Below are 24887 nucleotides of genomic sequence, written 5' to 3' on the forward strand. Positions count from 1 at the left end.
ACGCAGGAGCGGTTGCCCGATGACCGAACATGAAACAGTCACGCAGGTGACTGTTTCATGTGAGCGAGTCCGGGCATGTACCGGACTCGCGGTCGAAGAAAACCACAGGATGTGGTTTTCTTCACAAGCTCTGAGCCGCCTCCGCCCGTCGTTCGCTGGCGGGCAGCGCGCGTACGCGCGATCATGGCCACTTGTTTCCCCTTCCCCCGTTCACGGGCCGCGCCGGCGCCCGCGCGACGCGGCCACCGGCCGCCGCCGATCCGCCCGCGCCGCCGAGGAGTCACCATGCACGAGCAGGCCGCCCCGCTGTATCCGCACCACCTGGCCACCCTGCGCGAGCGCGCCGACCAGGCCCTCGCGCTGGGCGGCTTCGACCACCTGCTGGTCGCCGCCGGCACGCCGCTGCGCAAGTTCCTCGACGACCAGGACTACCCGTTCATCGCCAACCCGCACTTCAGGCACTGGCTGCCGCTGGACGGTGCGCCGGGCAGCTGGGTCGCGTACACCCCGGGGGCGAAGCCGAAGCTGGTGTTCGTGCAGCCGCGCGATTACTGGCACGTAGTGCCGGAAGCGCCGCGCGGCTACTGGGTCGAGCACTTCGACATCGTCACCGTGCGCAGCGCGGCGGAAGCCGTCGCGCAATTGCCGGCCGGCAGCTGCGCGGTGATCGCTCCGGCCTGCCCCGGCATCGACGGCGTGGAGGTCAACAACCCGCCAGCGGTGCTCGACTACCTGCACTGGTACCGCTCGTACAAGACCCCGTACGAGTTGGCGCTGATGCGCGAAGCCAGCCGCATCGGCACGCGCGCGCACCGCGCCGCCGAGGCCGCCTTCCGCGCCGGCCGCAGCGAGTTCGGCATCCACCTGACCTACCTCGCCGCCGCGCGCCAGACCGACGCCGAACTGCCCTATGCCAGCATCGTGGCCTTGAACGAACACGGCGCGGTGCTGCACTACACACGCTTCGATCGCATACCACCGCATGAAAGCCGCTCGTTCCTGATCGACGCCGGCGCCAGCGCCGCCGGCTACGCCAGCGACATCACGCGCACCTACGCCGCGCCCCACGCGGCCGAATTCCAGGCGCTGATCGACAGCCTTGACGCCGCCCAGCAGGGTTTCGTGGCGAAGGTGCGCGCCGGGCAGAGCTACCCCGAGCTGCACATCCATGCCCACCACGTCATCGCGGGCGTGCTGCGCGAACACGGCTTCATCCGCATGAGCGCGGAAAGCGCGGTCGAGTCCGGCGTCAGCAGCGCATTCTTCCCGCACGGCCTGGGCCATCCGATCGGCCTGCAGGTGCACGACGTGGCCGGCTTCCAGCAGAGCGAGCGCGGCGGCAGCATCGCACGCCCGAACGGCCACCCCTACCTGCGCATGACCCGCGTGCTGGAGGCGGGCATGGTGGTGACGATCGAGCCCGGCCTGTACTTCATCGACATGCTGCTGGCCGAACTGCGCAACCAGCCGCTAGCCGCCGACATCGACTGGGCGAAGGTCGATGCATTCCGCCAGTACGGTGGCATCCGCATCGAGGACGACGTGGTGTGCACCGACGGCGCGCCGGAAAACCTCACGCGCGACGCGTTCGCGCTGAGCTGAGCCGCCGCACCGACTCTTCGCTTCTTCATTGTTCCAGAGCCGAAGAGCTTTCGTCCTCCGCAAGGAGGGCGAAAGCTCTTCGCTCTTGATCGGACCGCGCCACAGCGTGTGGCTCGGGGACATCGCGTCCGCCGCTGTGACATTCGTCCACACCGCGCCTACATCCGCGCGGCGTATGCTGACGAACAGATAATGCACGGATCCGTCCCATGCCCGGTCCCGCGATTTCCAGCGTTCCACCCGCAAGCCTTCGGGCGACGCCACGCCCGCTGCGGCGGCTGACGCTTGAGCTGTTCGGCATCGTCGCGCTGAAGGTCGCGGCGCTCACGCTGATCTGGTGGGTGGTGTTCGCGCCACAACCGAAAGCTGACGTCAGCCCGGCTGCGGTCGCGCAGCGGCTGGCCCCCGCCGCTCACGCGCCGACGGAAGCCCGGCCATGATCCTGATCGACACTGACGTCGTCACGCTGTCGCGCCTGCAGTTCGCGCTGACCGCGCTGTACCACTTCCTGTTCGTGCCGCTGACGCTGGGGCTGGTGTGGATGCTGGCCATCATGGAAAGCGTCTACGTGATGACCGGGCGCGAAGTGTGGAAGCGCATGGTGCAGTTCTGGGGCGTGCTGTTCGGCATCAACTTCGCGATGGGTGTGGCCACCGGGGTGACCATGGAATTCCAGTTCGGCATGAACTGGGCGTACTACTCGCACTACGTGGGCGACATCTTCGGCGCGCCGCTGGCGATCGAGGGGCTGATGGCGTTCTTCCTCGAAGCCACCCTGATCGGCGTGTTCTTCGTGGGCTGGGATCGCCTCTCGCGGATCAAGCACCTGCTGGTGACCTGGTTCCTCGCGCTGGGCACCAGTCTGTCGGCGCTGTGGATCCTGGTGGCGAATGCGTGGATGCAGCACCCGGTGGGCTCGGCGTTCAACCCGGCCACGATGCGCATGGAGGTCACCTCGTTCTCCGAGGTGCTGTTCAACACGGTGGCGCAGGAGAAGTTCGTGCACACGGTAAGCGCCGGCTATGTGCTGGGCGCGATGTTCGTGCTGTCGATCAGCGCGTGGTACCTGCTGCGCGGGCGCAACGTGGATTTCGCCAAACGCTCGATGACGGTGGCGGCCAGCTTCGGCCTGGCCGCGGCGCTGTCGGTGGTGGTGCTCGGCGACGAATCCGGCTACGGCGTGTCGCTGAACCAGAAGATGAAGATGGCCGCGATCGAGGCGATGTGGGAGACCGAGCCGGCACCGGCCCCGTTCACCGTGTTCGGCCTGCCCGACTTGGAGCAGCGCACCACCCATTACGCGCTGAAGATCCCGTGGGTGATGGGGCTGATCGGCACCCGCTCGCTCGACCAGACGATGCCCGGCATCAACGAACTGGTGGATGACGCCAAGGGACGGATCGGCAACGGCATCCAGGCTTACGACGCGATGCTGATGCTGCGCCAGAACAAGGATGACGCACAGGCGAAAGCAACGCTGGCCGCGCACGACAAGGACCTCGGCTACGCGCTGCTGCTGAAGAAGTACGTGGACGACCCCCGCCGGGCCACGCCGGCGGACATCCAGCAGGCCGCCGACAGCACCATCCCGAACGTGCCGGTGCTGTTCTGGTCGTTCCGCATCATGGTCGCCTGCGGTTTCTATTTCATCGCGCTGTTCGCACTTTCGTTCTGGAAGGCGAGCAAGCGCACGCTGGACAGCCAGCGCTGGTACCTGCGCCTGGCGCTGTGGAGCCTGCCGCTGCCGTGGATCGCCATCGAGCTGGGCTGGATCGTGGCCGAGTACGGCCGCCAGCCGTGGGCGATCGAGGGCGTGCTGCCGACCGCGCTGGGCGTGTCGGCGGTGAGCACGGGGCAGATCCTCACCTCGCTGGGCGGCTTCGTGCTGTTCTACACCGCGCTGGCGGTGGTCGACGCGGTGCTGATGCTGAAGTTCGCGCGCAAGGGGCCGGACGGGCTGGGCATCTGGCCGCCGGCGACCACCGTCCTTTCCTCCGACCGGCCCTGAGGAGACCGCCATGCTCGACTACGCGACGTTGCGGGTGATCTGGTGGGCCTTGCTGGGCACGCTGCTGATCGGTTTCGCGATCATGGACGGCTTCGACTTCGGCGTCGCCGGCCTGCTGAAGGGGCTCGGCCGCGACAACGAGGAACGGCAGGTGCTGCTGGAAGGCATCGAGCCGACCTGGGAAGGCAACCAGGTGTGGTTCATCCTGGCCGGCGGCGCCACCTTCGCGGCGTGGCCGATGCTCTACGCGGTGTCGTTCTCCGGCATGTACTTCGCCATCGCGCTGGTGCTGCTGGCGCTGATCCTACGTCCGGTCGGTTTCAATTTCCGCGGCAAGATCCACGACCCGCGCTGGGCCTCGCTGTGGGACTGGGTGCTGACCGGTTCCGGGCTGGCGGTGATGCTGCTGGCCGGCGTCGCGTTCGGGAACCTGTTCCTCGGCCTGCCGTTCCGCTTCGACGACGACCTGCGCATGAGCTGGCATGGCGGCTTCCTCGACCTGCTGCATCCGTTCGCGCTGCTGTGCGGACTGATCTCGCTCGCCATGCTGCTCGCGCACGGCGCGTGCTTCGCGGCGTTCAAGGCCGACCACGCGATCGCCGCGCGCGCGGTGGCGATCGCGCGCTGGACCACGCTGGTGTTCGCCGCGCTGTACGTGCTGGCCGGCCTATGGCTGGCCTGGGGCGTTCCGGGCTACGCGGTCGTCGGGCCGGCGGCGACCGAAGGCGTTTCCAACCCGCTGTTCAAGCAGGTCGCGGTCGGCGGCAGCTGGTTCGCCAGCTACCTGCAATATCCGTGGTTCTGGACCGCCCCGCTGCTGGCACTGGCCGCAGCGGTCGGCGTGCAGGTGCTGGTGGGCCGGCGCAACATGGCCGGCTTTCTCGCCAGCAGCGTGATGGTGGGCGGCACGATCGCCTCGGCCGGCTTCGCGCTGTTTCCGTTCCTGCTGCCGTCCAGCCTCGACCCGCATTCCAGCCTCACCGTGTGGGATGCCTCGTCAAGCCGCGGCACGCTGCAACTGATGCTGGTAGCCACGGCGGTATTGCTGCCGGTGGTGATCCTTTATACCGGCTGGGTGTACCGGGTGATGCGCGGGCGCGTCACGCTGGAACAGGTGCGCAAGGCGCACGGCGGTTATTGAACATGCGGGAGCGCAGCCGCAGCGAACGGGAGACAGTCTGACCATGTGGTATTTCTCGTGGATCCTCGGCCTGGGCCTGGCCTGCGCCTTCGCCATCCTCAACGCGATGTGGTACGAGCTGCACGCCACCGACGAGGCGAACCGCCAGCGCGAGGATTCCGAACTGCCGGACGCGCTGACCTAGCGACGCCCTGGTCCGTTCACCTGCGTGCGGCCAGCAGCGTCTCGATCGCCTCGGGTTCCTTCGGCACCGCGGCGCTCAGCACCTCGTGACCGTCGCGGGTCACCGCCACATCGTCCTCGATGCGGATGCCGATGCCGCGCCAGCGTTCCGCCACCGAGCGGTCGTCGGGCGGCACGTACAGGCCCGGCTCCACGGTCAGCACCATGTCCGGCTCGAGCAGGCGCGACTCGCCGTCGACCCGGTAGTCGCCCACGTCGTGCACGTCCAGCCCCAGCCAGTGGCCGGTCTTGGCGGGGAAATAGCGCTGGTAGCTGCCGTTCGCGACTGCCTCGTCGGCGCTGCCCCTGAGCAGGCCGAGTTCGCACAGGCCCTCGGCCAGCACGCGCACCGCCGCCGCATGCGCGGCGCCGAACGGCCGCCCCGGCCGCACCTCGTCGATCGCCGCCAGCTGCGCGGCCAGCACCACTTCATACAGCGCGCGCTGCTCGCGGCTGTAGCGGCCGTTGACCGGGAACGTGCGGCTGATGTCGGACGCATAGCAGTCCAGTTCGGCGCCGGCGTCGATCAGCAGCAACTCGCCGGCACGCAAGGGCGCGCGGTTGTTCTGGTAATGCATCACGCAGGCGTTCGGGCCGCCGGCGACGATCGGCGGAAACGCCGCCACCGCACCGCGGCTGCGTACTACCCGCAGCAGCTCGGCCTCCACCTCGTACTCGTGGCGGTCCGGCGTGGCGGCCTGCATGGCGGCCAGGTGCGCGTCCGCGGCGACCGCGGCGGACGCGCGCATCAGCTTCAGCTCGGCGCGTGACTTGTACAGGCGCAGGTCGTGCAGCAGGTGGCCGAGCGCCACGAACTCCTTCGGCACCACGCCGCCGCCGCGCAGCTGGCGCAGGCGGCGCATCCAGCCGAGCAGGTGCGCGTCGAAATCCGGCTCGCGGCCGAAGTGGCAGTACACGCGGCCGCGCCCTTCGATCATGCCGGGCAGGATGTCGTCGATGTCCTCGATCGGGAAGGCGTCGTCCAGCCCGAAGTCGGCCACCGCCCGCTCGGTGCCGATCGACGGGCCGTGCCAGCGCTCGCGCGCCGGATCATGCTCGCGGCAGAACAGCACCGCCTCGCCGTGCCGGCGCCCCGGCAGCAGGGCCAGCATCGCGTCGGCCTCGGGGAAACCCGCCAGGTAATGGAAGTCCGAATCCTGCCGGTACGGCCACGCCGCGTCGGCGTTGCGCATGCGTTCGGGCGCGGCGGCAACCAGCACCACGGCATCCTCGCCGGCCATCTGCATCAGCTGGCGCCGCCGCCGCGCGAACTCCTCCGCGCCGATCGCCAGCGCAGCCAGCTTCGAAGCTTCAGGGATCAATGCACGCGGCCGCTGGACGACGGGTCGGGCGCCGCGCATTCGGCGTACAGCAACATTGCCGCGACGCGCACGAACTCCTGCACCTCGACCAGCGCGTCCTCGTCCTCGTCTTCATCGCCGAAATCGAACGACGAGGCAGCCACCGTGCCGAGATCGCGCAACACCTCCTGCGCCTCCTCCGACAACTGCGCGTGCGCCGCGGCGCCAGCCAGACCGAAACCGCCAAGGAAACCGCGGCACCAGTCGACCATCGCCTCGGCGCGTTCGGTCAGCGGGCGGTCGTCTTCCGGCAGCAGCGGCTCGAAGCCCAGCTCGGAATCGGCCAGTTCAGCTTCGCTCTGCCGGGCCAGCCGGTCGAGCAGGGCCAAGTCCTGCGCACCGACCTCGGTGACCTCGCCATCGAGTTGCAGCGCGGCCAGCACCGGGCTGCCGCGCAACGAGCCGCCGCCGGCCAGGTAACCGCTCAGCGAACCATGCAGCTCGCTGGCCGTGGTGCCCAGGCGCAGGCGCCCGACCAGCGCGTCGATCTCGTCGTGGCCCACGAATTCGGGTGCCGCCATGGCGATGCTCCTGCAGGAAATGGCCGCCAGTCTAATGCAGCCCGGCACCGCCACCGAGCCGGCTGCTTTCCGCCGGCGTCCTGTTATAGTTTTGGACATGAGCACGCCCGAACCCGTCCAGACCGATCCGGTACATCAAGAGCTGGCCGCCTTGGCCCGGCAGCTTGACCGGCTGCTCGATACGGTGCGTCGCCTCAGCGAGGAGAACCGCAGCCTGCGCCAGAGCCAGGAGCAGTTGTCCGGCGAGCGCGCCGGCCTGCTGGCACGCAACGAGCAGGCCCGCAGCCGCGTCGAGGCGATGATCCAGCGGCTCAAATCGCTAGAGAACAACGGTTGAGCGCGCCCATGTCCAGCAGCAGTGAACCGGTCGCGCTGCGACTGATCGACCGCGAATTCCTGATCGCCTGCGCGCCGGAAGAGCGCGAGGGCCTGCTGGAGGCCGCCGGCTTCCTTGACCGCAAGATGCGCGAACTTCGCGCCAACGCCAAGGCGCCGAGCTTCGAGCGGCTGGCGGTACTCACCGCGATCAGCGTGGCGCACGAGTTCCTCAGCCTGCGCAAGCAGCACGACAACCAGGAGCGCCGCCTCAGCGACGGCCTCGCCACGCTGCGAAGCAAGCTCGATGCCGCGCTCGACGGCGAACCGCTGCGGCGCTGAGCAGCAGTCCGCACGCTCACCGGCAGTGGCACATTCCGGAACAAGCGTCTAAAATCGGCCCCGGCGTTTTCTGCGATGTGCGCCAGCACGCCGTTACATTTGCCTTGCTCCTAAATACGGCCCCGGGTCGGCTTCACATCGGCTGTTGTGCATGTCCGCCACGTGCGGAAAGCCTTGAGGCCATGTAGCTCTCCCACCTGATCCATCGTGGATCAAGGTCGTTCGGCGGGCAGCGGCATCGCGGTTGACGCCACTCATCCCCCCGCCCCGTTCGTCCGGCGACGAACGGGGCGCACCACGACGGAGTTGCGCGCACCGTGGACGCCCTCGCCCGACGACGCGAGCTTCGCCAGCGCCTGGCCGACCAGCGTCGCGCCCTGCCGCCGACCGAGCGCATCGCCGCTGCCCAGGGTCTGCGCCGCAGCCTTGAGCAGCTGCCCGAATACCTCACCGATACCCGCGTGGCCGGCTACTGGGCCAGCCACGGCGAGTTGCCGCTGAACGTGGCGATCGCGCCGCTGGCGGGCCGCGGCCAGCAGTTCCTGCTGCCGGTGGTCACGACGGGCCGACAGCTGCGCTTCGCGCCCTGGCAAGCCGGCGACGAGGTGCAGCCGAACCGCCATGGCATCCCCGAGCCGGTCGCGCCGGGCGAACTGCTGGAGCCGTTCCAGCTCGACCTGGTGCTGGTGCCGCTGCTCGGCTTCGACCGCCACGGCCACCGGCTCGGCTACGGCGGCGGCTACTACGACCGCAGCTTCGCCTTCCTCAACGAGCAGGTGCGCCCAACCGAGCCGCTGCTGGTCGGCATCGCCTATGCGTTCCAGGAACTGCCCGCAATCGAGGAGGCGGCATGGGACGTTCCGCTCGATTTCGTCGCCACCGAACTTGAGCTGATCGACTGCCACGCCCCAGCTCCGCAGCCGGAGACCGCCGCGTGAACCACTGGCTGATGAAGTCCGAACCGGACGCGTTCTCGATCGACGACCTGAAGCGCAAGAAGCGCGAAGCCTGGGACGGCGTGCGCAACTACCAGGCGCGCAACTACATGCGCGACGGCATGCGCCCCGGCGACAAGGTGTTCTTCTACCACTCCAACTGCGCCGTGCCCGGCATCGTCGGCATCGCCGAAGTCGCCACCGACGCCTACCCCGACCCCAGCCAGTTCGACCCCAAGAGCAAATATTTCGACCCCGGCAGCTCGCGCGACAACCCGCGCTGGATGCTGGTCGACGTGAAGTTCGTGAAGAAACTCAAACGCACGATCAGCCTGGACGAACTGAAGGGCCACGACGCGCTGGCCGACATGCCGCTGCTGCGCAAGGGCAACCGATTGTCGGTGATGCCGGTCGATGCCGCCCACTGGAAATACATCCTGGCGCTGGAATGAGCGCTGCCCGACCCTCTTGCACCGGAACCCATCCATGAGCAACGCCAACGAAAAACGCCTGGCCGGCGAGGCCGCGATCCGCTACGTCGAGGACGGCGCCATCGTCGGCGTCGGCACCGGTTCCACCGTGGCGTTCTTCATCGAAGCGCTGGCCGACCTGAAGCATCGCATCCAGGGCGCCGTGTCCAGCTCGGAGCAGTCCACCGCGCAGCTGAAGAAGCTGGGCATTCCGGTGCTCGATCTCAACGCCACCGGTCCGTTGACGCTGTACGTCGACGGCGCCGACGAGTGCGATCCGTTCAAGCGGCTGATCAAGGGCGGTGGCGCCGCGCTGACCCGCGAGAAGATCGTGGCGGCGGCCAGCGAGAAATTCGTCTGCATCATCGACTCCAGCAAGCGGGTCGAGCTGCTCGGCAAATTCCCGGTGCCGATCGAGGTGATCCCGATGGCGCGCAGCCTGGTCGGCCGCGAGATCGTCAAGCGGGGCGGCCAGCCGGTGTGGCGCGACGGCGTCACCACCGACAACGGCAACTGGATCATCGACGTGCATGGCTGGCAGATCGTCGACCCGGTCGCGCTGGAGAGCGAGCTGAACCAGCTGCCCGGCATCGTCACCGTTGGCCTGTTCGCGCGGCGGCCGGCCGACGTGGTGCTGATCGGCGACCGCGAGATGTGAGGTGCGGGCGGCCCGGCGCAGCGGGCCGCCGTTTCTCTGTCTGCCTCAGGGCTTCTTCGAACCGCGGGCGTGCCCGTAGCCTTCCATCAGGTCGTCGGTAGCCGGGCGCGGTTTCAGGCCGTCGCGGAAACGCAGGTGACGCGAGGACTCGCGGGCCTCGCGCAAGCGCCGCGCATGGGCAGCGAGGATGTCGCCGCGGGTGAGGATGCCTACCAGCCGGCGCGAGTCGTCCTTGCCCACCACGATCAGCCGGCCGACCTTCTCGGCCACCATGTGGTCGGCCGCCTCGCGCAGCGAGTGGCCCTCGGTCACCGCGATGGGCCCGCGCGTCACCAGCTCGCCGAGCGTCTGGGTGTAGTGCCACTGCGGATCGAGCAGGGTGCGGCGGGTCAGCACGCCGTACACCCGGCCGGTCTCGTCCACCACCGGGAACCCCTGGTGGCGCGTCTCCGGTGCGCCGTCGTTGAGCCAGGGGCGCACCTCGGCCAGGGTCTGGCTGGCCCGCAGTGTCACCACCTCGCGCGAACACACGTCGCCCACCGCCACCTGTTCGAGGTAATCCGCCGCGTACTCGGAGGGCACGCGCACGCCGCGGCGGGCGATCTTCTCGGTCATGATGGTGTTGCGCATGATCAGCGCCGAGATCAGATAGGCCGCCGTGCAGCCGCCCAGCAGCGGCAGCAGCGCCGCGGGCTGGCGCGTGGTCTCGAACGCGAACACCACCGCCGTCAGCAGCGCCCGCGAGGAGCCGGCGAAGATCGCCGCCATGCCCACCAGTGCCGCGATGCGCAGGTCGATGTGGAAACCGGGCAGCACCTGGTTGAGGCCAATGGCCAGAACCGCTCCCAATGAACCGCCGATCATGAACAGCGGCGCCAGCGTGCCGCCGGAGGTGCCGCTGCCCAGCGAGATCACCCAGGAAATGAACTTCAGCGCGCCGAAGCTGAGCAACACGGCAAGACCGAAATGCCCCTGCACCAGCGCGTCGATATTGTCGTAGCCCACGCCCAGCGTGCGCGGGTCGATCCAGCCCACCAGACCGGCCACCAACGCTCCGATCACCGGCCACCACATCCAGTGGATCGGCAGTTTCTCGAACAGATCCTCGACGCCGTACACCGCGCGGGTCACCCAGATCGAGGCGTAGCCAACCAGGCCGCCGATCAGCACGAAGCCGGCCAGTGCCAGGCTCCCGGGTTCGGGCACCGCGGGCATCGGGAACACCGGCCCGGCGCCGTAGCTGGCGTAGCGCACGCCCACCGCGGTCACCGTGGCCAGCGCCACCGGGATCAGCGAACGCGGGCGCAGTTCGAACAGCAGCAATTCCACCGCCAGCACCAGCGAGGCCACCGGCGCGCCGAACACCGCCGCCATGCCCGCCGCCGCCCCGGCCGCCAGCAGCACCTTGCGCTCGTTGGCGGTCACCCGCAGCAACTGGCCGATCAGCGAACCCAGCGCGCCGCCGGTAGAGATGATCGGGCCTTCGGCGCCGAACGGGCCACCGGTGCCGATGGCGAAGGCGGAGGACACCGGCTTGAGCCAGGTCATCCGCGCGGGGATGTTCGATTCGTTGGTGAGGATCTGCTCCATCGCCTCGGGGATGCCGTGGCCCTGGATCGCGCGCGAACCCCAGCGCGCCATGATGCCGGCAGTCAGGCCGCCGATGGCCGGCATCAGGATCACCCACGCGCCGATGGAAGTGTCGGCCGGCGACAGCACGAACGAGCCCGGCTTCGCGTTCGGCCCGATCACATCCGAAATGCGGCCGTAGTAGCACAGGTCGGTGATGAGGTTGATCAGCAGCATCAGCAGCTGCGCCACGTAGGCCGAGGCCACGCCCAGGATCACCGCCAGCACGCTGATCAGCAGGATGCGGCGGGTGACCAGGGTGGATTTGCGCGGCATCCGCGCCGCGTCCAGCGAAAGGCCGAGGGCGGGGGCAATCGGCAGCGCGTCGGTGCTGCCTGTCGTGCGCACGTCGGCGTGCCCCACGGGGGTGTCGGTGGCTGGCGTCATGGGATGACCACGGGGGAAACCGCGAATTTTACGCTGTAGCGACGCCCAACCGAAGGGGCAAGGCGCCGGAATCGCGTCGAAATATCCTGCGAATTCATGCAGTTCGCTGCATCAGGCCGGCCACAAACGAAGAAGCCCGCCAAGCGGCGGGCTTCTTGTTCGGACGCCACGCATGCTGGCGCATGATGGCAACTGGAGTTGGCAGCCCCGGATGGATTCGAACCACCGAATGCCTGAGTCAGAGTCAGGTGCCTTACCGCTTGGCGACGGGGCTGTAGAGCTTAGTTTAGCGCTTCGAGAACTGCGTGGCGCGACGCGCCTTGTGCAGACCGACCTTCTTGCGCTCGACCTCGCGGGCGTCGCGGGTCACGAAGCCGGCCTTGCGCAGCGGCGACTTCAGGCTTTCGTCGTACTCGATCAGCGCGCGGGCGATACCCAGGCGGATCGCGCCGGCCTGGCCGGTGATGCCGCCACCGGCAACCGTCACCTTGATGTCGAACTTGTCGGTGTTCTGGGTCAGCTCGAGTGGCTGGCGCACGATCATGCGCGAGGTCTCGCGGCCGAAGAACTGCTCGAGCGACTTGCCGTTGACTTCGATCGCGCCCTTGCCCTTGCGCAGGAACACGCGGGCGGCGGAGGTCTTGCGGCGGCCGGTGCCGTAATTCTGCTGGGTTGCCATGCTCATTTCCTTAAATCTCCAGCGCCTGTGGCTGCTGTGCGGTATGCGGGTGCTCGGCACCGCCGTAGACCTTGAGCTTGCGGTACATCTCGCGGCCCAGCGGGTTCTTCGGCAGCATGCCCTTGACGGCGATCTCGATCACGCGCTCCGGGTAGGTCGCCAGCAGGTCCTTCAGGCTGGTGGTCTTCAGGTTGCCGACGTAGCCGGTGAAGCGGTGGTACATCTTGTCGTCCAGCTTGGCGCCGGTGACCGCCACCTTCTGCGCGTTGATCACCACGATATAATCGCCGGTGTCGCAGTGCGGGGTATATTCCGGCTTGTGCTTGCCGCGCAGACGACGGGCAATTTCGGTCGACAGGCGACCGAGCGTCTTGTCCGTGGCATCGACCACGAACCAGTCGCGCTTGACGTTGTCGGCATTGGCGCTAAACGTTTTCATTTCAGAATACCTGTCTGCCGCCGTGAGGCGGTACGCATGATTCAGGAAGCATGCTTCGGTGGAACAAAGGCGCGAGATGATAGCGGAGCCATCATCCACGGCGCAAGCCCACCGGCCGGCGAGCTGTGAGCTGGCAATGATAGCATGACCACCGTGGCGCTTGAAAAGCCCCCATCATGCGGGCCATCTGCCATAGACGGCGGCGGCGAGACATCCACCGGCTGTCGGGCCGAACCACCGCGGGAAATCCTATGGACATACGCACGCTGAGCCACCTCGACCGCCTGCTTGCCGGCTGCGAACGCGCGCTGGAAGCGATCGCCGGCACGCCCGCGGCGCACCGCCGCTCGCCCGCCGCCGGGCTGGCCGAGGCCGCGCTCGACGATGCCGAGCGCCGACACGCCGCCGGTTTGATGCGCGTCAACCATACCGGCGAGGTCTGCGCGCAGGCGCTGTACCTGGGCCAGGCTGCGCTGGCGCGCAACGCCGACAACCGCCAGCACCTGCTGCATGCGGCCGTCGAGGAAACCGACCACCTGGCCTGGTGCGCCGAACGCCTGCAGCAGCTGGACAGCCGCCCCAGCCTGCTCAATCCGCTGTGGTACGCCGGCAGCTACGCGATCGGCGCTGGCGCTGCGCTGGCCGGCGACCCGCTCAGCCTCGGCTTCGTGGTCGAGACCGAGCGCCAGGTGGAAGCGCACCTGGCCGAGCACCTGGAAAAACTACCCGCGCAGGACGAGCGCTCGCGCGCAGTGCTGACCCAGATGCAGTCGGACGAGATCCGTCACGCGCAGGCTGCGCAGCAGCGAGGAGGCGTTGACCTGCCTGCCCCGCTGCCGACCTTGATGCGGCTCAGCTCGCTGGTGATGAAAGCGGTGGCCTACCGCGTGTAAACCCGGGGTTCCCGCGGGCACGAGCCAGCGCCCACAAAAAATGCGGCCCGGGGAAGCCGGGCCGCATGGCAGATCCGAAACGTTTCGTGGACTCTCCGGCCTACTTGCCGCTTTGGTAAAGCGAGAGATAGCGACCGGCGGCGACGGCATAGGCCGCGCGAGTGACGGAAAGGCCCGGATCGAAGTAGGCGTGCAGGGTCGGCTGCAGGTCATACGGACCCTGGACCACCGTGAAGCGTGCATTGATGACGCCGCGATCCAGCGCCAGCTGCACGTAACCGCGCAGGCTGGCCGGAATCGAAGCCGCATCGTCGAGCGGGATGCGCCGTCCGTCGTAGAACGCGGTGAGGTCGCCAGTGAACGAACGCGCCTCGTTCTGCAGCGCCAGGCTTTGCACCAGGGAATAGGCGAGACTGAGCCGGCTGACACTGTCGTTCGGCCGGAACGTGGCATTCGGCTGCAGCGTCATCACGCCGTCCTGCTTGTTGCTCAGATCGCGCAAGGCGCCACCGCTGGCGACGGCCGACTCGGCAAACAGATACACGCTGTCGCTGGTACCGACATCAGTAAAGCTGCGCTGGCCGGAGAACGGCAGGTATTGGCGCACGCTGGTGCCCATCAGCAGGTATTGCGCCAGCTCACCGCGCTTGAGGAACTGGTCGGGACGGAACTGCCCATTCGGATAACCGTCGACGAGGCGGTTGGCCACGGCGAACTGGATCGCCGACCTGGCCGGATGGTTGGCGATGTCGCCGAGTCCGGTGTACCCGCCGCTGTTGAGGAAGCCGATCTCGCCGTTCACCGTGCCGGGTGCCGCATAGCCGTTGGTGACCTTGGCCGGATCGAGGGCAACGCCGGAGACCGAACCGATGCCGCGCACGGTGACGCGCCACACACCCGGCTTGGCCGGCGCGCCGGTGGTCACCGTGTCGCCGAGCACCGGCAGCGCGATCGACGAGCCGTAGCGCACGCCGTCCGGATCGATCAGCACCAGCGCGAGGGTATTGGCGTCGATGGTGGCGCGCGCGCTCACCCAGGCGGTCTCCGGCCCGACCGTGAAGGACTGCTCGCCCACCGGGCCGATCGGCGCGAAGTTCACCGAGAACGGTACCGGCGGCGGCCCCGCGACGAGCACCTCGCTGCTGTTGAAGCTGTTCAGCGCGTTCACGGTCGCACCGAAGCCACCCCGCACGCCGGCAGCCTCGGCCACTGCGGTGTAGGCGTTGATGTGGCCGGCGCCCGCCTCCCACGACAGCCGTCCGGTCATGTTGGTGGCGGTGCGCGTGATGATGTCGCGGACATTCGCCGGAGTCAGGTTCGGGTTGGCCTCGAGCATCAGCGCGACGATGCCCGCCACGTGCGGCGTGGCCATCGAGGTGCCGCTCATCACCGTGTAGAACGGCAGTTCGGCCGGCGCAAGCGTCGCCGCGTCCTGTTCAGCTGCGAGCGCCGGCAGCGTGCCCGTGCTGTCGCGGGTGGAGACGATGTCCACGCCAGGCGCCACGATGGTCGGCTGGTTGATGTAGGTCCACTGCACGCCGTCGGGCATCTTGAAGGTACCGGACTCGCCGCGCTTGCCGCGCGAGGAGAACCCGGTGAGCACGCCGTTCTTCTCGCCGGCGCCCACCGAGATCACCCACGGCGCCTGCGCGTACGGGTTGTGGGTGTCCTCGCCCGGGCCGTCGTTGCCCGCGGCGAACACGCTGACGATGCCGCGCTTGTAAAGCTCGTAGCTGGCGATATTGACCGGATTCAGCGGATCGAACTTGCCCGAGCTGCCCCAGGAATTGCTGGTCACCCGGATCGGGTTGCGGAAGCTGAACTGGTTGGTCGCGGCGTAATCGAGGCCGCCGACCGCGTCAAGGATGAGCAGCACGGCGCCGGAGCCGTAGCCGACCAGGTCAGCCCCCGGCGCCACGCCGCGGTACAGCCCGTTCGAGCGGGCGCCGGTACCGCCAATGGTGCCGGCGCAATGGGTGCCATGGCCCGAACCCCAGTCGGTGTTGGGCACGCCCTCGACATAGGTGATCGGCAGCATCGAATCGAACGAGGCGAGGTTGGTCACGCCCTGCGTGTTCTGCACCAGGTGCGGGCCGTACTGCAGGTCCATGTGGGTGCCGTCGACGCCGGAGTCGTTGACGACCACGCTCACGCCCTTGCCGCTGAACGGGATCGCGCGGTGGTAGTCGGCCGGGTTCTCCACCGTGCGCGCGGCGCCGGAGATCTTGCGCGCCTCGCTGTTGAGGTACTGCAGCGGGGCGTTGAAATAGATCGAAACCACGTCGCTGCGCGTGGCCAGCGCGCGGATCTCGCCAGGGGTGGCCAGCGCGCCGGCGATCGGCAGCGTGCGCATGGTCACGCCACGATCGATGCCCAACGCCTTGAGCGCGGAAACCTGCTCGGCGGTGACCGGGCCGGACTGCTGGTAACTGATGACTACCTGCAACTGGTCGGTGGCGGCAGCAACGCCCATCTTCGCCAGCAGCTGGGGGTCGAGCTGGGCATCGGCCAGCGCAACGCCGCTGGCCAGCAGGCCTGCCGCCACGGCACAGAGGCGGAAGGTCCTGCGTTTGACGTTTGGAACAAACCTGGACGACATGGTGATGGCTCCGGAAATTCGCCCGCCGGGATGGGGCGCTTTCTGGAGTATCCCGGCCGACATGACGGCTTCTCCATCCGGGATTGCACCCAGCCACCACAGGGGAAATCACCCATGCCACCCCGTCATTGGCATCCCTGCAACCATGCCCTCGGAGCGCCAGACGCGCGCGTACTGAGTGAACTCCCCTATTGGCGCCAGCGGGCCGGATCGGCTAGGTTCAGGCGTTCGCGCGATTTTTCGAACGCCTGCCGTCATCGGCGTCGCATCCAGGAGGCTCGCCATGCCGAAATCCGCTCTTGCCGCCAAGCTGGTGTTTGGCCTGGCGCTTTGCCTGTGCGCCCCGCTGACGCTGGCGCAGAACCTGCCGGTCACCGTCGCGGTCGCCGGCAACGTGGCGACGGTGCGGGTCGACCTGCCGACCCAGCAGACGCTGGCCGAAGTGATCCTGACCTTCGACGACAGCCTGGGCCTGAGCCCCGGCAGTCTCGGCGTGAGCGCGCAGCTGGTGGACCTGTCCAGTCCGGCGCTGCTGGCGCGGCTGCCCAATGCCGGCCTGAACCAGCTCGATCCCTCGTTCCCGCTGATGGTCACGATCGAGCCCCCAACACTGGGCGGGCTCAGCTTTCAGCGCACCGTGCGCGTCGAGGTGCATACCCATGCACTGACCTACGCGGCGGGAAGCCAGCTGCGCCTGTTCAAGGCGCCGCTGAACGGTAGTTTCCGCGACATCACCGATGAGATTGCGCCCGGCAGCGTGCGCGCACGGGGCACCACCGGAGGTTTCTCGCAGTTCCTGGTATTGACCGATCTTCGCTCCAGCAGCGAGGTGGTGGCCAGCAAGTTCGACCGGCTGCAGTCGCTGATCGCGGCGCTGCCGCTGTCCGAGCGCGGACCGTTGCAGATGAGCGCCGACGCGGCGCAGAGCGCCTTCAACCAGGGGCAGTTCGGCGACGCCCTGAACTCGCTCGATCAGCTGCGCGCGCGCGTGGCGAGCCGGGCCGGCACGGCGATTCCCTCGCAATGGCGGGCCACCCGGGATACCGACAACCAGGCCGGCGAACTGCTGGCCGCCACCTCCACGCTGGCCTTCAGCATCGGCTACCAGCGCGACTTGGGTCGCTGAAGGGTTCGCCAGCGCGAACGTGGGTCTGGACGGCGCATGGGCTTCGCCGGGCCTGGCGCGCGGTTGCCTGTGCACGCGAATGCCGTGCGCTAATATCACTGCATGCAGGCACGGCTGACCGCATTTGTCCCAGATCACGCCGCCTTCACCCGCTCCCTCGGCCCGGGTGACCGGTTGCGGATCGGCCGTGCCGACGACTGCGGCCTGCGGTTGGAACACCCCTCGATATCGCGCGCGCATGCCGAACTTTTCGCCCGCGACGGACGTTGGCAGCTGGTCGACCTGCACAGCAAGAACGGCAGCTTCGTCGAGGGCGCCCGGATCGATTCCGCGGTGATCGACACGTCCTGCTGGCTGCGCTTCGGCGACGTCCACTGCGAGTTCGCGCTGCTCGACGGCGCCGCAGCGGAAGCGGACGCCCGGCGCCGCAGCGAACGCCGCCTCACGGCGACTGCCTGCACCGCCCACCTGGACGCGATCGCCCGCAACGACAGCGCCGATGATGCCTCTGGCCAGTCGCTGCCCGACGCCAGCCTGCGCGCGGTGGCCGAGCTCGCTGGCTGCAGCCGCGGCTTCCTGCTGGTCGACACGCACGGCCGCTACCGCGTCCTCGCTGCGCTCGCGCTGGAACCGTCGCAGATGATCGGTCGCGAGTTCGCCGGCAGCCTCAGCGCCGTCACCCGCGCCATCGAACAACGCCGCCCGGTCGTCTTCAACGACATCGGCGGCGATGCGTGGCCCGGCGCCTGTGCTTCGGTCGTCCAGGGCGGCTTGCGCACGCTGGTCTGCCTGCCGCTGCTGGACGGCGACCGGGTGCTCGGTGCGATCTACGCCGACCGCCGCGAACCGGGCCCGCCCCTGACCACGCTCGACCTGGAACTGCTGGAGGCGTTCGCCGAGCGCACCGCGCTGTGGCTCATCGCGCATCGCGCGCGCGAGGACCTGGCCATGGTCCCGCCCACGCCGCTCGACTGGAACAGCATCCTCGGCGAGAGAATGCTGGAGACATGACGAGCGAGCCGACCGCCACTGGCATCTATGCGCACATGAACCTGGCGCCCGGCACGATGCTTGCCGGGCGTTTTCGCATCGAGGCGCTGCTCGGGGTGGGCGGCATGGGCGTGGTCTACCGCGCCCATGACACCGCGCTGGACGTGCCGGTCGCGCTCAAGCTGCTGCGACCCGAGCTGGCGGCGCGGCCGGATTCGTTCGAACGATTCCGCCAGGAGCTGTTGCTCGCGCGCCAGGTTTCCAGCCCCCATGTGGTGCGCATCCACGACCTCGCCCAGCACGATGGCCACTGGCTCATCAGTATGGACTACGTCGACGGCGAAGGGCTGGACCAGCGCATCGACCGTGGCGCGCTGCCGCTGGAGGACGCGCTGCGGATCGCACGGCAGATCGCCCTCGGCCTGCAGGCGGCGCATGCCCGGCAGGTGGTGCATCGCGACCTGAAACCGGCCAACGTGCTCATCGACCGCGAAGGCAACGCGTACATCAGCGACTTCGGCGTGGCCCGTTCGCTCACCAGCAGCGGCCTTACCCTCGCCGGTACGGGCGCGGTGATCGGCACTCCCGACTACCTCTCCCCGGAACAGGCGCGCGGTGATCCGGTGGACACGCGCAGCGACCTGTATGCGCTGGGCCTGATCCTGCGCGAGATGCTGACGGGTACGCCCGCGTTCCAGGGCGCCACCGCCGCCGAGGCGATCGCCCAGCGACTGGTCCGTACCCCGCCGCCGGTCACCCGCGAACGCCCCGACGTGCCGGCCTGGGTCGCCCGGCTGATCGAACGGCTGCTGCGATCGCGCCCGGCGCATCGATTGCCGGATGCGGCCGCCGTGATCCAGGCGCTGGACCGCCGCGCGATGCCGCCCGACCTGCGCGCACATCGTCGTGCCTGGCTCGCCACGGCAGCGTTGCTGACCACGATCGGCGTCGCTGGCACGCTGTGGTGGATGCCGCACGACAAGGCGGCCAGCATCGCCGCCGCGCCGCCGCTCCATCGGGTGCTGGTGTTGCCGTTGCGCGGCGCGGCACTGCCGTCGCCGCGCGTGACCGCGCTGGACGCCTACCTTCGCGCAACCCTGTTCGCACTGCCCGGCGTCGCCAGCGTCGATACCGACCGGACCTTCCAGGCGCTGCGCCAGCTGGACGCCGCCGGCAGCGACCCCGACCCGGCCGCGCTGCGCCGCCTTGCCGTGGCCGACCGCACCCTGTCCCCGGATCTGCGCCAGCGCGACGGTCACTGGTACGTGCACGCCGAGCTGCACGAGGACGACGGCGTGGCGCAAACCCTGGACGGTCCGCTGGCCGCGGATGCGGTGGGCGCCCTGCACGCCTGGCTCAGCGAGCCGGCTCTGGCCAAGGCGCTCGGCGCACCTGCGCCCGCGCCGGAGCTGAAACTACCCACCACCGTCGCGACGCTGGATGCCTTCGGCGCGGTCCTGCAGGCGCGTGAGAAAAACGACATCCCCGCCGCACTGACAGCTTTACGCGCCCTCACCCGGCACGAACGCAACGACCCCGAGCTGTGGCGCACCCAGCTCCGCCTGGCGCAGGCGATCGGCGAGCGCGATGTGGCGCTGGAAGCCATCGAACACGGGCAACGCGCAGCCGACGCCGGACCTGTCCGGCTGCAGCGCGTGTTCGCCGCAGAACGCGCGCTGTACGACGGCGACGTTCCGGCTGCAATCGCGCAATGGCGTGCGCAACTGGCCGAAACGCCCGACGACACCCTGGCCGATCTGCAACTGGCGCGAGCCCAGGGCGGTGGCGGCGATTTTCGCGCTGCCATTGCCCGGCTGTCTCAACTTACCGCTCGCGACAGCGACGACCCGCGCGCCTGGTTCGAGCTGGGCAAGTTCTCGATCATGCAGGGCGAGGCGAGGCGTGCCGTCGACGACTACCTGGTGCGTGCGCTGGTGCTGTACAAGCGTGGCCGCAACCTCTACGGGGTGGCGGAAACGACCAACGCGCTCGGCATCGGCTATGGCCGCCTCGGCCAGACCGCCAACGCCGAGGAGCAATATCGCAAGGCGGCGGCGCTGCAGCGCGACGTCGGCAACCGTCGCGGCGTGGCCACCAGCCTGCGCAATCTGGCCAACGTGCTGAGCCTGCGCGGAGCCTTCGACGAAGCCGGCAGCGCACTCGCGCAGGCCCGCGCGCTGACGGTCGAGCTCGACGACCGCGAGGGGCTGGCTGCCGTAGACAACGAACTGGGCGTGCTTGCCGAGGAACGCGGCGACTACCACGGCGCACTCGAAGCCTACCGTCGTGCGTTGCAGGGCTGGCAGCAGGTCGGCGATGCGCACGGACTGGCCCAGGCGCTCAACGACATCGGCTTCGCCAACTTCCAGCTCGGCCGCTACGACGACGCGCAAAGCTACTGGCAACGCACCGCGGAAAGCGAGGCTGGCCTCGGCGATACCGGCCGCGTCCGCACCGGGCAGAACCTGGGGCTGCTGGCGGCGGCGCGCGGCCGCTGGCCAGAGGCGCGCAAGCTGCAGGAAGGCGCGCTGGCGGAAGCCGAAAAGCAGCAGATGCCCGAAGAAGCGGCCGTGAGCCGGCGCAATCTGGCCAAGCTCGCGTTGATGCAGGGCGACGTGGCCGGCTCGCTCGCCCAGGCCGACAAGGCCATCGCCCTGTTCAGCCAGCGTGGCGATCGGCGCGGCGAAGCCGACACGCGCCTGTTGCGCGTGCAGGCCTTGCTCGCCGCGGACGACGAGGCCGCGGCACGGCGCGAACTCAAGGCGCTCGAAGCTGCCGACCCTGGCACCTCGGGCGAACAACGTGCAGGAGTCGAGATCGTGCGTGCGCAGCTGGCCCTGCATGCGGGCGACCCGAAGAGCGCGGCTGCAGCCCTGAACGCCGCGCAGCCTTTGGCCGAAGCGTCGGGGGTGCGCGAACTTCAGCTGCGGGTGGCGCTGCTGCGCGCGCACATCGACTCGCGCGCCGGTAGCGGCCTGGATGCTGCAACGGCGCAGCTGGGCAATGCCGAGCTGCGGCTGGACTGGCTGACCCTGGCGATGCAACGCGCGCTCGCCGCGCATGATGCGACGGCGGCAGTACGCGCCTACCGCGAGGCGGTCAACCTGATGCGCGGCAGCGAGGTGCTGGGAGCGCCACAGATCCACACCCTGGGCGCCAGCGCCCAGCGGCTGGCGGGTGACGGTGCCGGAGCGGCAGCTGCCGAACAAGCCGCGGCGGCGGCGCAGGCCGCCTTCCAGGCCACATTGCCCAGCCGATTGCACGATGCGGGAAGTCCGCCAGTCCGCCGCGCGGAAGCGGATGCCCCCACGCCATGACCCATGACGCCCCGCCTTCTCCCGTCGAAGCCCACTTGCGCTATCAGCACCTGCTGCAGCGGCTCGAAGCGAGCGAGCGCGAGTTCCGTCGCCTCGGCCGCTCGGTGCTGCATGTGCAGGAGGACGAGCGGCGCCGGCTCGCGCGCGACCTGCACGACGGCATCGGCCAGAACCTGACGGCGCTCAAGCACCGGCTCGCACAGATCGGTGACGCACTGCCGGTGGAACTGGGAACGTTGCGCGCCAGCCTCGACGAGGCGATCGCATTGTGCGCCGACACCCTCGACGACACCCGCCAGCTCTCGCGGCTGCTGCGTCCACCGATCCTCGACGACCTCGGCCTCGAACCGGCACTGCGCTGGCTGGCGCGCAGCCTCGGCGAAGCGGCCGGCGTGGCGATCACGGTGGAAATCGAACCGATACCCGCCCTTGACGAAGAGTTGCAGACGCTGCTGTTCCGCATCACCCAGGAAGCGCTCAACAACGTGGTCAAGCATGCCGGCGCGCGCAGCGTACTGGTGCACCTGGTCGAGCGCAGCGGCCGCATGCAGCTGCAGATCGTCGACGACGGATGCGGCTTCGACCCGGTGCAGGCACAGGCTGCCGGCGGCACCGGCCTGGGCGGCATCCGCGAACGCCTGCAATTGTTCAACGGCCAGTTCGAGCTGCGTTCCGCTTCCGGCCACGGCACCCGTCTGCGCGCGGTCGTGCCGCTGGACAACCGCTGACCCGGGCCCGCCGGGCCTGTGCTTGACGCAACCCGGGATGGCGGGCAGGGTATCCGCATGCCGCCCAAGCCGATCCGCGTCCTGCTCGTGGACGATCACAACCTGGTCCGCGAGAGCCTCGTCGGCATCCTGCAGGGTGACGGCGACATCGAGGTCATCGCGCAGGCGGCCGACGGCGTCGAGGCCATCGACAAGGCCCTGGCCGCCCGTCCGGACATCGTCATCACCGACCTGTCGATGCCGCGCCTGAACGGCATCGAGCTGGTGCGGCGCCTGACCCAGGAATTGCCGGACACGCGCGTGCTGGTGCTGACCATGCACCAGGAAGACCAGTACGTGCTGCAGGCCGTTCGCGTCGGGGCCAGCGGCTACCTGGTCAAGGACAGCGCTGCGGCGGAACTGCTCGCCGCCGTACGCAACGTCCATGCCGGACGCGGGCATTTCGGACCGCACGCCTCGCGCGCGCTGGCGGAGCAGCTGCAACATCCCGAGCGCCTGCCTGACGATCGCTACGAACTGCTCACCGCGCGCGAACGCGAAGTGTTCGGCCTGATTGCCGAGGGCCTGACCACCAAGGAGATCGCGCGCCGCCTGTCGATCAGCACCAAGACGGCGGAAAACCACCGCACCCGCGTACTGGCCAAGATCGCCGTACGCAATACCGCCGAGCTCGTGCGATATGCGCTGCGCCGCGGCTTGCTCGACTAGCTATCCGCGGCGCGCCGCGCTACGGCGTATTCAAGACCGCCCCGCAGCATGCCATGATCAGCGCCTGCATTCTTCCCGCTCTTCCCGCGCGCTGCATGCCAACGGTGCCCCGCATGCCCACTGCCCCTGATGCCAGTGATGGCTCGGCTGACTTCATCGAGACGTACCGCGATGCGCTGACTGCAGCGCAGTGCGCGATGCTGGTGGAGCGTTTTGCAGCCAGCGGGAAAACCCGTCCGGGCCGGGTTGGCAGCGGCGTGTTGCCCGAACTGAAGGACAGTCAGGATCTCGCCCTCAGCGAACAGGTCGACTGGCGCGACGCGGAAGCGTTGCTCAATCAGGCGGTGTTCCGCGGCCTGCTGGCGTACCTGCGGCAGTATCCGCACGTGCTGATTGCGCCGTTGATGCTCGAGGTTCCGGGGCCGGGCGGCACCCGCCACCGGCTGACGCCCGAGCGCCTCCGGGCGATGGACGACGACGCGCTGTCGGCCCTGGCGGAAATGGTCTTCCGGCCGGGCGCCATCAACCTGCAGCGTTACAGCGCGGGGCGCGGCGGCTATCCCTACTGGCATTGCGAGCTGTACCCGCGCGACCTGCGCGCGGACACCCTGCACCGGCACCTGCTGTGGACGATCTACCTCAACGACGGTTTCACCGAGGGGGAAACCGAATTCCTCCATCAGCAGCGGAAGATCGTTCCGCGCACCGGCACGCTGCTGCTGGCACCGGCTTCGTTCACCCACACCCACCGCGGCAACCGCCCGCAGGGCGGCGACAAGGTCATCGCGACGAGCTGGGTGCTGTTCCAGCGCGCCGAGCAGCTGTTCGGCGGAGCCTGAACAGCAGGTGCCGCATGGCGCAGTCCAACCCGGATCCCGGCAGAAAAGTCCGGAAAAAAACCCGCCTTTCGGCGGGTTTTTCGTCACATCAGGTTGCGGCCGTGGAACAGTTCCTCGATCTCGCGCCGCAGCAACTGCTCGATGCGCTGGCGGTCCTTGAACGAGAGATCGTCGGCGTGCGCCTCGAACAGGTAGGTGTCGAGGTCGAAGTCCTTGATGTGCATCTTCGTGTGGAACATGTTCTCCTGGTACACGTTGACGTCGAACATCTCGTACTTCTGGCGGATGTGCTTGGCCAGGTAGTCCTGCACCGAGTTGATCTTGTGGTCGATGAAGTGCTTCTTGCCCTTCACGTCGCGGGTGAAGCCGCGCACGCGGTAGTCGGCGATGACAATGTCCGACTCGAAGCTGTCGATCAGGTAGTTCAGCGCCTTCAGCGGCGAGATCACGCCGCAGGTGGCCACGTCGATGTCGGCGCGGAAGGTGGCGATGCCGTTGTGCGGATGCGTTTCCGGATAGGTGTGGACGGTGATATGGCTCTTGTCCATGTGCGCCACCACCGCGCCCGCGATCGAGTCGCGGCCGAGCTTCTCCACCACCGGCTCCTCGGAGATCAGGATGGTCACCGAGGCGCCCTGCGGGTCGTAGTCCTGGCGGGCCACGTTGAGGATGTTTGCGCCGATGATCTCGGCCACGTCGGTAAGGATCTGGGTCAGGCGGTCGGCGTCGTATTGCTCATCGATGTACTCGATATAACGCTGGCGCTGATCCTCGGACACCGCGTAGCAGATGTCGTAGATGTTGAAGCTCAACGCCTTGGTCAGGTTGTTGAAACCCTGCAGGCGCAGACGGGGGAGTGGCTTGACCACAGGCGGCTCTCCATGGCCGAACACTCGGCCAGCAGCAGAGGCGGGTTAGCGACAAGGGTCCCCGCGATTGGTGTGAAGCACAGGCGCACAGCCTGCACGACCCTTGTGA

24 protein-coding genes, 1 tRNA gene and 1 other RNA gene are annotated in these 24887 nt (G+C 68.6%); 18 read left to right on the forward strand and 8 right to left on the reverse strand.

From position 1 onward, the window contains the following. The first annotated feature begins 285 nt into the window (after window positions 1-285). The 5 genes from pepQ to cydX all read left to right on the forward strand — a co-directional run bounded on the left by pepQ (window position 286) and on the right by cydX (window position 4935). Complete coding sequence (gene pepQ / locus UUA_RS05840) at window positions 286-1602, forward strand: Xaa-Pro dipeptidase (RefSeq protein ID WP_008435077.1); 1317 nt, start codon at window positions 286-288, stop codon at window positions 1600-1602. 209 nt (window positions 1603-1811) lie between these two features. After that, window positions 1812-2042: a cytochrome oxidase putative small subunit CydP gene (gene cydP, locus UUA_RS05845; protein ID WP_008435078.1), complete on the forward strand. Its 231-nt coding sequence runs from the start codon at window positions 1812-1814 to the stop codon at window positions 2040-2042. Further along, window positions 2039-3610 (forward strand): cytochrome ubiquinol oxidase subunit I, encoded by a 1572-nt coding sequence (locus UUA_RS05850; RefSeq protein WP_008435079.1) that lies wholly within the window; start codon window positions 2039-2041, stop codon window positions 3608-3610. Before cydP ends, UUA_RS05850 begins: the two co-directional genes overlap by 4 nt. A gap of 10 nt (window positions 3611-3620) precedes the next feature. Next, window positions 3621-4751 (forward strand): cytochrome d ubiquinol oxidase subunit II, encoded by a 1131-nt coding sequence (cydB, locus tag UUA_RS05855; protein WP_008435081.1) that lies wholly within the window; start codon window positions 3621-3623, stop codon window positions 4749-4751. A 43-nt stretch (window positions 4752-4794) separates the two neighbouring features. Beyond that, window positions 4795-4935 (forward strand): cytochrome bd-I oxidase subunit CydX, encoded by a 141-nt coding sequence (cydX, locus tag UUA_RS05860; RefSeq protein WP_008435083.1) that lies wholly within the window; start codon window positions 4795-4797, stop codon window positions 4933-4935. 16 nt (window positions 4936-4951) lie between these two features. Here the strand turns inward: cydX and UUA_RS05865 are convergent, their stop codons facing one another. Both UUA_RS05865 and UUA_RS05870 read right to left on the reverse strand, forming a co-directional pair. Then, the gene (locus UUA_RS05865; protein WP_039953639.1) at window positions 4952-6295 is read right to left on the reverse strand and encodes an aminopeptidase P N-terminal domain-containing protein; all 1344 of its coding nucleotides are present in this window, start codon (window positions 6293-6295) and stop codon (window positions 4952-4954) included. Next, complete coding sequence (locus UUA_RS05870; protein WP_008435087.1) at window positions 6292-6855, reverse strand: UPF0149 family protein; 564 nt, start codon at window positions 6853-6855, stop codon at window positions 6292-6294. Before UUA_RS05870 ends, UUA_RS05865 begins: the two co-directional genes overlap by 4 nt. 97 nt (window positions 6856-6952) lie before the next feature. Between UUA_RS05870 and UUA_RS05875 the strand changes: the two genes are divergently transcribed. From UUA_RS05875 to rpiA, 6 genes are all read left to right on the forward strand, one after another. Then, window positions 6953-7192, forward strand: a complete 240-nt coding sequence (locus UUA_RS05875) for a TIGR02449 family protein (RefSeq protein WP_039953640.1) — start codon at window positions 6953-6955, stop codon at window positions 7190-7192. 8 nt (window positions 7193-7200) lie between these two features. After that, entirely contained in the window at window positions 7201-7512 is a 312-nt protein-coding gene (locus UUA_RS05880) for a cell division protein ZapA (RefSeq protein WP_008435090.1), read from the forward strand. A 64-nt stretch (window positions 7513-7576) separates the two neighbouring features. Beyond that, a non-coding RNA gene (gene ssrS, locus UUA_RS18790) (6S RNA) lies at window positions 7577-7763 on the forward strand. Between the two features lie 66 nt (window positions 7764-7829). Continuing rightward, complete coding sequence (locus UUA_RS05885; protein WP_008435092.1) at window positions 7830-8450, forward strand: 5-formyltetrahydrofolate cyclo-ligase; 621 nt, start codon at window positions 7830-7832, stop codon at window positions 8448-8450. Between the two features lie 11 nt (window positions 8451-8461). Beyond that, window positions 8462-8899 (forward strand): EVE domain-containing protein, encoded by a 438-nt coding sequence (locus UUA_RS05890; protein ID WP_201029812.1) that lies wholly within the window; start codon window positions 8462-8464, stop codon window positions 8897-8899. 34 nt (window positions 8900-8933) lie between these two features. Then, on the forward strand, window positions 8934-9575 hold the full coding sequence (rpiA, locus tag UUA_RS05895) for a ribose-5-phosphate isomerase RpiA (protein WP_008435095.1): 642 nt from the start codon (window positions 8934-8936) through the stop codon (window positions 9573-9575). 45 nt (window positions 9576-9620) lie between these two features. Here the strand turns inward: rpiA and UUA_RS05900 are convergent, their stop codons facing one another. The 4 genes from UUA_RS05900 to rplM form a co-directional block, all read right to left on the reverse strand. Then, window positions 9621-11591 (reverse strand): chloride channel protein, encoded by a 1971-nt coding sequence (locus UUA_RS05900; RefSeq protein ID WP_008435097.1) that lies wholly within the window; start codon window positions 11589-11591, stop codon window positions 9621-9623. Window positions 11592-11790: 199 nt separating this feature from the next. Continuing rightward, window positions 11791-11865 (reverse strand) — tRNA-Gln (locus UUA_RS05905). A 12-nt stretch (window positions 11866-11877) separates the two neighbouring features. Beyond that, entirely contained in the window at window positions 11878-12270 is a 393-nt protein-coding gene (rpsI, locus tag UUA_RS05910; RefSeq protein WP_008435098.1) for a 30S ribosomal protein S9, read from the reverse strand. Between the two features lie 10 nt (window positions 12271-12280). Continuing rightward, entirely contained in the window at window positions 12281-12709 is a 429-nt protein-coding gene (rplM, locus tag UUA_RS05915) for a 50S ribosomal protein L13 (RefSeq protein WP_008435100.1), read from the reverse strand. Between the two features lie 251 nt (window positions 12710-12960). On the opposite strand from rplM, the gene coq7 reads away from it, so the two are divergent. Then, window positions 12961-13602 (forward strand): 2-polyprenyl-3-methyl-6-methoxy-1,4-benzoquinone monooxygenase, encoded by a 642-nt coding sequence (coq7, locus tag UUA_RS05920; RefSeq protein ID WP_008435102.1) that lies wholly within the window; start codon window positions 12961-12963, stop codon window positions 13600-13602. A 100-nt stretch (window positions 13603-13702) separates the two neighbouring features. On the opposite strand, the gene UUA_RS05925 is transcribed toward coq7, so the two are convergent. Then, the gene (locus tag UUA_RS05925) at window positions 13703-16201 is read right to left on the reverse strand and encodes a S8 family serine peptidase (RefSeq protein ID WP_050981813.1); all 2499 of its coding nucleotides are present in this window, start codon (window positions 16199-16201) and stop codon (window positions 13703-13705) included. Between the two features lie 283 nt (window positions 16202-16484). Between UUA_RS05925 and UUA_RS05930 the strand changes: the two genes are divergently transcribed. From UUA_RS05930 to UUA_RS05955, 6 genes are all read left to right on the forward strand, one after another. Then, on the forward strand, window positions 16485-17327 hold the full coding sequence (locus UUA_RS05930; RefSeq protein ID WP_008435105.1) for a DUF6689 family protein: 843 nt from the start codon (window positions 16485-16487) through the stop codon (window positions 17325-17327). Between the two features lie 102 nt (window positions 17328-17429). Continuing rightward, entirely contained in the window at window positions 17430-18338 is a 909-nt protein-coding gene (locus UUA_RS05935; protein ID WP_081491510.1) for an FHA domain-containing protein, read from the forward strand. Then, window positions 18335-21634, forward strand: coding sequence for a serine/threonine-protein kinase (locus UUA_RS05940; RefSeq protein ID WP_008435107.1), 3300 nt, complete (start codon window positions 18335-18337; stop codon window positions 21632-21634). The genes UUA_RS05935 and UUA_RS05940 overlap by 4 nt, the downstream gene beginning before the upstream one ends. Further along, entirely contained in the window at window positions 21631-22362 is a 732-nt protein-coding gene (locus tag UUA_RS05945; RefSeq protein ID WP_039953630.1) for a sensor histidine kinase, read from the forward strand. Before UUA_RS05940 ends, UUA_RS05945 begins: the two co-directional genes overlap by 4 nt. Window positions 22363-22419: 57 nt before the next feature. Further along, entirely contained in the window at window positions 22420-23070 is a 651-nt protein-coding gene (locus tag UUA_RS05950) for a response regulator (RefSeq protein WP_008435111.1), read from the forward strand. A 113-nt stretch (window positions 23071-23183) separates the two neighbouring features. Continuing rightward, a complete protein-coding gene (locus UUA_RS05955) occupies window positions 23184-23909 on the forward strand; it encodes a 2OG-Fe(II) oxygenase (protein WP_008435113.1) in 726 nt (241 codons plus the stop codon). A gap of 83 nt (window positions 23910-23992) precedes the next feature. Here the strand turns inward: UUA_RS05955 and speD are convergent, their stop codons facing one another. Beyond that, complete coding sequence (speD, locus tag UUA_RS05960; protein WP_008435114.1) at window positions 23993-24778, reverse strand: adenosylmethionine decarboxylase; 786 nt, start codon at window positions 24776-24778, stop codon at window positions 23993-23995. Window positions 24779-24887 lie beyond the last annotated feature (109 nt).

The sequence above is a fragment of the Rhodanobacter thiooxydans LCS2 genome, assembly GCF_000264375.1.
GTDB lineage: Bacteria > Pseudomonadota > Gammaproteobacteria > Xanthomonadales > Rhodanobacteraceae > Rhodanobacter > Rhodanobacter thiooxydans.

Bases quoted from the DNA above. Each gene is read 5' to 3' on its own strand.
- UUA_RS05945 (WP_039953630.1), top strand. From the start codon at position 21,631: ATGACCCATGACGCCCCGCCTTCTCCCGTCGAAGCCCACTTGCGCTAT.
- UUA_RS05890 (WP_201029812.1), top strand. From the start codon at position 8,462: ATGAAGTCCGAACCGGACGCGTTCTCGATCGACGACCTGAAGCGCAAG.
- UUA_RS05875 (WP_039953640.1), top strand. From the start codon at position 6,953: ATGAGCACGCCCGAACCCGTCCAGACCGATCCGGTACATCAAGAGCTG.
- cydX (WP_008435083.1), top strand. From the start codon at position 4,795: ATGTGGTATTTCTCGTGGATCCTCGGCCTGGGCCTGGCCTGCGCCTTC.
- UUA_RS05935 (WP_081491510.1), top strand. From the start codon at position 17,430: ATGCAGGCACGGCTGACCGCATTTGTCCCAGATCACGCCGCCTTCACC.
- UUA_RS05955 (WP_008435113.1), top strand. From the start codon at position 23,184: ATGCCCACTGCCCCTGATGCCAGTGATGGCTCGGCTGACTTCATCGAG.
- cydB (WP_008435081.1), top strand. From the start codon at position 3,621: ATGCTCGACTACGCGACGTTGCGGGTGATCTGGTGGGCCTTGCTGGGC.
- rplM (WP_008435100.1), bottom strand. From the start codon at position 12,709: ATGAAAACGTTTAGCGCCAATGCCGACAACGTCAAGCGCGACTGGTTC.
- UUA_RS05850 (WP_008435079.1), top strand. From the start codon at position 2,039: ATGATCCTGATCGACACTGACGTCGTCACGCTGTCGCGCCTGCAGTTC.
- UUA_RS05870 (WP_008435087.1), bottom strand. From the start codon at position 6,855: ATGGCGGCACCCGAATTCGTGGGCCACGACGAGATCGACGCGCTGGTC.
- pepQ (WP_008435077.1), top strand. From the start codon at position 286: ATGCACGAGCAGGCCGCCCCGCTGTATCCGCACCACCTGGCCACCCTG.
- rpiA (WP_008435095.1), top strand. From the start codon at position 8,934: ATGAGCAACGCCAACGAAAAACGCCTGGCCGGCGAGGCCGCGATCCGC.
- UUA_RS05900 (WP_008435097.1), bottom strand. From the start codon at position 11,591: ATGACGCCAGCCACCGACACCCCCGTGGGGCACGCCGACGTGCGCACG.
- UUA_RS05880 (WP_008435090.1), top strand. From the start codon at position 7,201: ATGTCCAGCAGCAGTGAACCGGTCGCGCTGCGACTGATCGACCGCGAA.
- cydP (WP_008435078.1), top strand. From the start codon at position 1,812: ATGCCCGGTCCCGCGATTTCCAGCGTTCCACCCGCAAGCCTTCGGGCG.
- UUA_RS05925 (WP_050981813.1), bottom strand. From the start codon at position 16,201: ATGTCGTCCAGGTTTGTTCCAAACGTCAAACGCAGGACCTTCCGCCTC.
- UUA_RS05930 (WP_008435105.1), top strand. From the start codon at position 16,485: ATGCCGAAATCCGCTCTTGCCGCCAAGCTGGTGTTTGGCCTGGCGCTT.
- rpsI (WP_008435098.1), bottom strand. From the start codon at position 12,270: ATGGCAACCCAGCAGAATTACGGCACCGGCCGCCGCAAGACCTCCGCC.
- coq7 (WP_008435102.1), top strand. From the start codon at position 12,961: ATGGACATACGCACGCTGAGCCACCTCGACCGCCTGCTTGCCGGCTGC.
- UUA_RS05950 (WP_008435111.1), top strand. From the start codon at position 22,420: ATGCCGCCCAAGCCGATCCGCGTCCTGCTCGTGGACGATCACAACCTG.
- UUA_RS05940 (WP_008435107.1), top strand. From the start codon at position 18,335: ATGACGAGCGAGCCGACCGCCACTGGCATCTATGCGCACATGAACCTG.